This is a genomic window from Sphingosinicella sp. (genome assembly GCF_052387495.1).
In the GTDB taxonomy this organism is placed as follows: Bacteria; Pseudomonadota; Alphaproteobacteria; order Sphingomonadales; family Sphingomonadaceae; genus Allosphingosinicella.
This window is the reverse complement of sequence record NZ_JBQTJC010000098.1, coordinates 1-6,985: the sequence shown is the minus strand read 5'-3', so window position 1 is coordinate 6,985 and position 6,985 is coordinate 1. Positions and strand designations below refer to the sequence as shown.

General features: G+C 65.4%; 9 protein-coding genes. 4 read left to right on the top strand and 5 right to left on the bottom strand.

The genetic code is table 11. The annotated features are described in order from the left end of the window. Nucleotides 1-774, top strand: a 774-nt coding sequence (locus tag ACT4N8_RS05530) for an ABC transporter ATP-binding protein (protein ID WP_444857135.1), incomplete at its 5' end; no start/stop codon positions are given. Continuing rightward, complete coding sequence (locus tag ACT4N8_RS05525; RefSeq protein WP_444857134.1) at nucleotides 771-1,538, top strand: ABC transporter permease; 768 nt, start codon at nucleotides 771-773, stop codon at nucleotides 1,536-1,538. The genes ACT4N8_RS05530 and ACT4N8_RS05525, both read left to right, overlap by 4 nt. On the opposite strand, the gene ACT4N8_RS05520 is transcribed toward ACT4N8_RS05525, so the two are convergent. The 5 genes from ACT4N8_RS05520 to ACT4N8_RS05500 all read right to left on the bottom strand — a co-directional run bounded on the left by ACT4N8_RS05520 (nucleotide 1,535) and on the right by ACT4N8_RS05500 (nucleotide 5,015). Further along, a complete protein-coding gene (locus tag ACT4N8_RS05520) occupies nucleotides 1,535-2,164 on the bottom strand; it encodes a superoxide dismutase (RefSeq protein ID WP_444857133.1) in 630 nt (209 codons plus the stop codon). The genes ACT4N8_RS05525 and ACT4N8_RS05520 overlap by 4 nt on opposite strands. An 85-nt stretch (nucleotides 2,165-2,249) precedes the next feature. Beyond that, nucleotides 2,250-2,807: a tetratricopeptide repeat protein gene (locus tag ACT4N8_RS05515; protein WP_444857132.1), complete on the bottom strand. Its 558-nt coding sequence runs from the start codon at nucleotides 2,805-2,807 to the stop codon at nucleotides 2,250-2,252. 82 nt (nucleotides 2,808-2,889) lie between these two features. Next, nucleotides 2,890-3,846, bottom strand: coding sequence for a transposase (locus tag ACT4N8_RS05510; protein WP_444857131.1), 957 nt, complete (start codon nucleotides 3,844-3,846; stop codon nucleotides 2,890-2,892). Then, a complete protein-coding gene (locus tag ACT4N8_RS05505; RefSeq protein WP_444857130.1) occupies nucleotides 3,834-4,808 on the bottom strand; it encodes a HEAT repeat domain-containing protein in 975 nt (324 codons plus the stop codon). The genes ACT4N8_RS05510 and ACT4N8_RS05505 overlap by 13 nt, the downstream gene beginning before the upstream one ends. Nucleotides 4,809-4,880: 72 nt before the next feature. Beyond that, a complete protein-coding gene (locus ACT4N8_RS05500; RefSeq protein WP_444857129.1) occupies nucleotides 4,881-5,015 on the bottom strand; it encodes a hypothetical protein in 135 nt (44 codons plus the stop codon). 236 nt (nucleotides 5,016-5,251) lie between these two features. On the opposite strand from ACT4N8_RS05500, the gene ACT4N8_RS05495 reads away from it, so the two are divergent. Together ACT4N8_RS05495 and ACT4N8_RS05490 are read left to right on the top strand one after the other, a co-directional pair. After that, the gene (locus ACT4N8_RS05495; protein WP_444857128.1) at nucleotides 5,252-6,322 is read left to right on the top strand and encodes a phosphotransferase family protein; all 1,071 of its coding nucleotides are present in this window, start codon (nucleotides 5,252-5,254) and stop codon (nucleotides 6,320-6,322) included. A gap of 51 nt (nucleotides 6,323-6,373) precedes the next feature. Further along, nucleotides 6,374-6,985: CHASE2 domain-containing protein (locus ACT4N8_RS05490; protein ID WP_444857127.1), on the top strand; the 612-nt coding region annotated here is incomplete at its 3' end.

The window sequence follows — 6,985 nt, the reverse complement described above, 5'->3', positions numbered from 1 at the left end:
ATCGTCACGCCGAGCGCGGGGACAGTGACGGTCGACGGCTTCGACCACCGAAGCGACTATCGCCAGACCCGGCGGCGGATCGGCCTGGTGCCGCAGGAGCTTCACACCGACGCCTTCGAGACGGTCTGGGCGACGGTCAATTTCAGCCGCGGCCTGTTCGGCTGCGCGCCCGACCGGGCCTATGTCGAGAAGATCCTGAAAGACCTGTCGCTCTGGGACAAGCGCAAGGCCAAGATCATGGAGCTTTCCGGCGGGATGAAGCGCCGGGTGATGATCGCCAAGGCGCTGAGCCACGAGCCCGAAATCCTCTTCCTCGACGAACCCACCGCCGGTGTCGACGTCGAACTCAGGCGGGATATGTGGAATCTCGTCCGGGGCCTTCGCGAGCGGGGCGTCACGATCATCCTCACTACCCATTATATCGAGGAGGCCGAGGAAATGGCCGACCGCGTCGGCGTGATCAGCAAGGGCGAGCTGATCGTGGTCGAGGAGACGAACGCGCTGATGAAGAAGCTCGGCCGCAAGGAGCTGACCGTGCACCTGAGCGAGGTGATGGAGACGGTCCCGCCCGAACTTTCGGACTGGAACCTGACCCTCCATGCGGAGGGCCACGAATTGCTGTACGCCTTCGACGCCAATGCCGAGCGGACCGGCGTCCCCTCGCTGCTCCGGCGGATGAGCGACCTCGGCATCGGCTTCAAGGATCTGAATACCAGGCAGAGCTCGCTCGAGGACATTTTCGTGAGCCTGGTCCACGAGGAGAAAGCGCAGTGACGTTCAACCTCTACGGCACGTGGGCGATCTACCGCTTCGAAATGGCGCGGGCGCTGCGTACCCTGTGGCAGAGCCTGGTGACGCCCGTCATCACCACCTCGCTCTATTTCATCGTCTTCGGCGCAGCGATCGGCTCGCGCATGACCGAGATCGGCGGCGTGCCCTACGGCGCCTTCATCGTGCCGGGGCTGATCATGCTGTCGCTGTTCACGCAGAGCATCTTCAACGCCAGCTTCGGCATCTTCTTCCCCAAGTTCACCGGCACGATCTACGAATTGCTCTCGGCGCCGGTCTCGCCGCTCGAGACGGTGATCGGCTATGTCGGGGCGGCGGCGACCAAATCAATCGTGCTCGGGCTGGTGATCCTGCTCACCGCGGCCTTTTTCGTGCCGCTGCAGATCCTCCATCCTTTCTGGATGATCGCCTTCCTGGTGCTGATTTCGGTGACCTTCTGCCTGTTCGGTTTCATCATCGGCGTCTGGGGGCAGAATTTCGAGCAGATCCAGTTCGTGCCGATGCTGATCGTTACCCCTCTCACCTTCCTCGGCGGCGCCTTCTACTCGATCGATATGCTCGGCGAGCCCTGGCGGACGGCGACCCTGTTCAACCCCGTCGTCTATCTGATCAGCGGCTTTCGCTGGGCCTTTTACGGCCAGGGCGACGTCGGCGTGGAGCTCAGCCTCGGCGCGACCCTGGGCTTCTTCTTCCTCTGCCTCGCCATCGTCTTCTGGATGTTCCGGACCGGCTACCGGCTGAAGACCTAGGCCAGCTCCTGGTCGGCGCGGGAGATGCCTTCGCCGTCGAGGTTCGAGCCGACGAACTCCCAGTTGACGATGTTGCCGAGCACGCTCTCGGCGAAGCGCGGCCGCTCGTTGCGATAGTCGATATAATAAGCATGCTCCCAGACATCGAGCGTGAGCAAGGGTTGCATGCCGTCATGGACGACCGGCGTGTCGGCGTCGTGCAGCGAGGTGATTTCGAGCTTGCCGCCGTTCAAGACCAGCCACGCCCAGCCGTTCGAGAAATGACCGACCGCTTCTTCCTTGAGCTTGGCGAGCAGGCCGGCCGTGTCGTCGAACTGCTCCTCGATCAACGCGGCGAGCTTGCCGGTGGGCTGCTGGCCCTGCGGCGGTGCGAGGCATTGCCAGTAGAAGCTGTGGTTCCAGATCTGGGCCGTGTTGTTGAACAGGCCCTTGTCGCCCTTCTCTTTCGCGGCGCGAATGGCCGCGGTCAGCGAGGCGCCGGCGAGGCCCTTCTCGTCGAGCATGCCATTGGCCTTGTCGACATAGGCCTTGTGGTGCTTGCCGTGGTGAAAATCGAGCGTCTCGGCGGACATATAGTCGCCGAGCGCATCCTTGGGATAGGGAAGTTCGGGAAGCCGGAAGGCCATGGACGCATGCTCCTTTCGCATTGCCGGCGCGCGGATTTACGCGCCCGATCGAGGGCGTCCAGACGCTTGAGGCGATCGGGGCGCTTTAAGGTTGCTCGACGACCCGGAAACGCCGCAATTCGACGAGCGGTTCCTCCCAGCCGGGGCGCAGCTCCGCGGCCCGCCGGTAATCGTTATAGGCCGCGCGCGCGTTGCCCAGCGATTCGTGGGCGATCGCCCGTCCATAATGGGCGAGCTCGGGCCGGGTGGTGTTGCGCTCGAGCGAGGCGGTGAACAGGGGCAAGGCTGCCGCCGCATCCTGCAGCCGCATCAGCGCCGCGCCCTTGTTCAGATAGGATTCGGGCTGGCCCGGATCGATCGCGATCGCGCGGTCGAAATCGATGAGCGCCAGGTCGATCCGGTTGCGGCGAAGCTGGACGATGCCGCGATTGACGTGGGTCGCAACCCGATCGCGCATGGACAGCGCCTCGTCGCGAATCGCCGTGTCGCAGCGCCGCAGATCTTCGACGTCGGGCGCGACCACGGAGTCCGCGGCTTCGAAGCATTGGCGCGCGCTATTGTTGCCGATGACGATGACGCTCGCGGAAGCGGGGATGGCAACGGCCGCGAGAAGCGCAGCGAGAACGAGCTTACGAGTAGTCATGGCCGACTCCCTCATCTGTAGCCCACGTTCCGGCTTATAGCACGAACGCCGCGGACCGCCAAAGAACGGGCGAAGGCGCGTTTCAGGCGGCGGATTGGCGCGGGGCCGCAGCGTTCGGGCCGCCCTCGATCCAGGCGCGGCCCGTCTCGATCCGGCCGATCTCCCGCTTCGCCATCTCGGCGACGAGGAGGCTGCCGCTCGTCGTCCCCGTCTCGTAGAGCGCGATCCGCGCATCGGGCGTCGGCAAGGCGGCCGCCTGGGCGCGTAGCGCACACCAGCGGATGCGGTCGCTGGGATGGCTCGCAGCGAACTGGGCGAGCAGGTCCGCGCCGACCTCGCCGCCGAAATGGGCGGTGAGCGCGAGCATCGGCTCGAGCGACATGCGGGTCATGATCGAGTCGATCGTCCCGGTGGCGACGTCGAATCTGTACTGATCGCGAAAAACCGAATTGTGCGAGGTTTCCAGAATGTTGAGCGAAACCGACATGTCGTCGGCGGGGAGTTGAAGGTGGACGTCCCGGTGCGCGCGATAGAGCATCACCTTGCCGAGATCGAGCCGGGCCTTTTCGACGAACCTCAAATTCACCTTCTCACCGGGATAACCGACCACCTCGCCATACTCATATTCGTAATAATCGCTCCAATAGCCGGACCCGAGATAGCCGACCGTCAGGAAGGCGAAATTGTGGTCGTGCGGGACCCCGTAGAGGAAAGGGTCCGGGCCGCTGTGTCGGATCACGCTATCCTTCAGCGCCGGCCAGAAATTGGCGCGGATGATGTAGTGCTTCGAGGAGGAGTGGAGCATCACCACCTGGGCGCTGTACTGATTGTCGCGGACCTGGTCGTCGCAGCGGACCTTCAGCTCCTGGATCATCAGATCTGCGAGAAAATTCCGGTTGTTAGCGAGCTTTTTGAGGGCCGGGCCGAAGGAGGCGAAAACATCTTCATCGCGACTGTCGAAGCCGCCCGTCTCGAGCGCCTCGACGAGGTCGCCCAGTTCCCAGCGCTCGTCGGTTTCGGCAGCGATTATGCGGGGCATGGCTCGTCCTCGAAGAACAGGCGCAGCGTCTGGCGGGCCGCGCCGCGCACCTCGGGATGCGGATCGCTCTCGGCGAGGCGCTTGAGCGACGGCAGCGCGGCCTCGGCGTCCAGGGCGAGCATCTCGCGCAAGACGTGCCAGCGGGTGTAGAATTGGGGGCTCGCCAGCGCCTCCTCCATCAGCGGCAAGGCGTCCTCCCGCTCCATCGTGCGCAGCAGCGAGACCATCATCTGGACGCGCGAGCTCGCCTCGTCGGTGCTGCTCGCGCTGACGAAGGCAAGCGTGTCGCGATCATATTCGGCGGTGACGGGCGCGCCGCCCTCGCGCACGATCGCCTGGAAATAGACGAGATCGCGCACCGCATGCTCGACGACGAAGCTCTGCCGCCGGCCGTCGAGCAGGATTTCCTCGCCGTCGGCGACGCGGAGCCGCTCGACGAACCATGCGGGGCCGGCTTCCGCCGCAACGAAATCGTCGCTGAGCGGCGGCGCCTCCCAGAAAGAAAGCGTCGCATCGCCCGCCTTCAGATAGCGGAACTTGGTGAGCTGGCCGTCGAACGCGATCGAACCGCCGCCCGCGTGACTCAGTTTCTTCAGGGCGAGCCGATCGACGCTCAGCACGTTGAGGGTGATCGAGAGGTGTGGATTGTGGAAGAGCAGCAGCCCGGTGCGCAGATCGTTCGCCAACGGATAAAGCGGCGGCCTGAAAAACGGGTCGGCGCGGCAATCCGCGATCAAATCGTCGAGCAACGCCTCGAAATCGGCGAGCCGGTTCCTGAACCTGTCGGCGGCGGCGAGGATCGCGGCCGGGCTCTTTTCGGCCAGGCCGGCGGTATCGCGTTCAAGATCGGTCATCAGCGGATGATGACCCCATTTGTCGGCGCTCGCCATGACGCCGGCGAAAGAGCGTTCCTGCGCATCAGGATCGGCCAGCCAGGCGGCCAGCGCGGGGCTGGGAATCATGCCCTTATCTTAGCGGCAATGAAAAAGGGGCGGAAGCGCGAACGCTTCCACCCCTTCGCCACTCGAACGCGCTTACAGCGCGAGGAGGACGGCGACGACCAGTCCGAGGCAGAGGGGGCCAGCGACCTCCTGCTGCTTCATCGAGCCGTGCATCCCGACGCTCGTGCCGAGCTCCGGAATGGCCGCGATGTCGATCTTCTTCTTCATACTCATTCCCCTCTGATTGTCGGGTCCGACAAGGAGAAAGAGGGTGGGCATCCAGGCTTGGCCAAAAGCCCCGGCGGGTAAGCGTCGGATCGATGCCCAATCCTTCTCCGCTCACAATAGTCACGGCGGTTTCGGGGACATGTCGCATGGTGAATAAAAAATTTACGATAAGGCAATTCTGTGGCTTTCATGTCACAGTTCCCGCGCCCTCCCCCTCTTGGTAGCGTGCCGCCGGGATGGACCGCAGCGCGCAGAATATCGGCACCGGCGAGGTCAGGAGCGCGCACCGCTTCGACACGGAGCGGCTTCACCAATGGATGGCGCGCGAGGTGGACGGCTATGCCGGCCCGCTCGCCATCGAGCAGTTCAAGGGCGGCCAGTCCAACCCGACCTACAAGCTGGTCACGCCCGGGCGCAGCTACGTCCTCAGGCGCAAGCCGCCCGGGCAGCTGCTCCCCGGCGCTCACGCCGTGGACCGCGAATATCGGGTGATCACCGCGCTCGGCGGGCAGGGCTTTCCGGTTGCCAGGACCTACGGTCTCTGCCTCGACGACAGCGTCATCGGCACGCCTTTCTATGTGATGGAGATGGTCGAGGGGCGGATCTTCTGGGAAGCAACCTTCCCGGAAGTCCCGAGCGCCGAGCGGCCGGCCTATTTCGACGCGATGAACGCGACGCTCGCCGCGCTCCACGCGATCGATCCGGACGCGGCCGGCCTCTCGGACTATGGCAAGCCCGGCAATTATTTCGCCCGCCAGATCGGCCGCTGGTCAAAGCAATATGAAAGCGACGTCGAGGCCGGCCGGGTCGCGGCGATGGACCGGCTCGTTGAGTGGCTCCCCGAGAATGTCCCCGAGGACGAGCCCAGGCCGCGCGTGATCCACGGCGACTATCGCTGCGACAACATGATCTTCCACCCGAGCGAGGCGAGGGTACTCGCGGTACTCGACTGGGAATTGTCGACCCTTGGCCACCCGCTCGCCGATTTCTCCTACCACCTGATGATGTACCGGATGCCGCACGGGATGAGCGCCGGGCTGGGGGGCCTCGACCTCGCCGCGCTGAACATCCCCTCCGAGGCCGACTATGTCGCCGCCTATTGCCGGCGAACCGGGCGCGACGGCATCCCGGACCTCGACTTCTACATGGCCTTCAACCTGTTCCGCCTCGCCGGCATCCTGCACGGCATCAAGGGCCGGGTGGCGCGCGGCAACGCGGCTTCGGCCCACGCCGCGGCGATGGTCGAAGGACTCGAGCCGCTCGCCGAGCTCGCCTGGGCGCAGGCGGTCAAGGCTGGCGCCAGCTAGGCGGTTCGCTTAGGCTTGGCGCTGGCCGGGGGACGCATGGCGCAAGCGACGGTGAGAAGCGAGTGGGAGCCGAAGCTGAGGCGCAACCTCAGGCAGATCGGCCTCGCCCGGCTCGCCGCCACGCTGCTCCTGCTCGCTCTCGGCCTCTATGTCGCGCGGTTCGGCTGGGAGGTGCCGCTGGCCGGCGACGCCGAGCGCGCGCTCTACGACACGCGATTCAAGGCGAGTGCTGACGTCGTCGCCGAGCCGAGCGAGCGGATCACATTGGTCGTCTATAACGACGCGACGCTGGAGGGGCTGCGCAAGCGCTCGCCGCTCGACCGCGCGATGCTGGCGCGGGCGCTGACCGCGCTCAACCGGATGCAGCCGCGCGCGATCGGCATCGACATCCTGATCGACCAGCCGCAGGACGAGGACGAGGAGCTGATCCGCGCCTTTCAAGGGATGCGCGTGCCAACCTGGCTCGCCTTCGCCACCAACGCCCACAATCCGGCCCAGATCGAACCCTGGCTGGAGGCGTTTCACCGCGAGCTCTACCGCCGAATCGGCCCCGGCCAGGTCCGCCCGGCGAGCATCCTCCTGGAGCCGGACCAGGCCGACGGGGTGATGCGGCGGTGGACCCGCGCGCGCGCCGGCCTGCCGCCTTCGCTCGCCAACGCGATG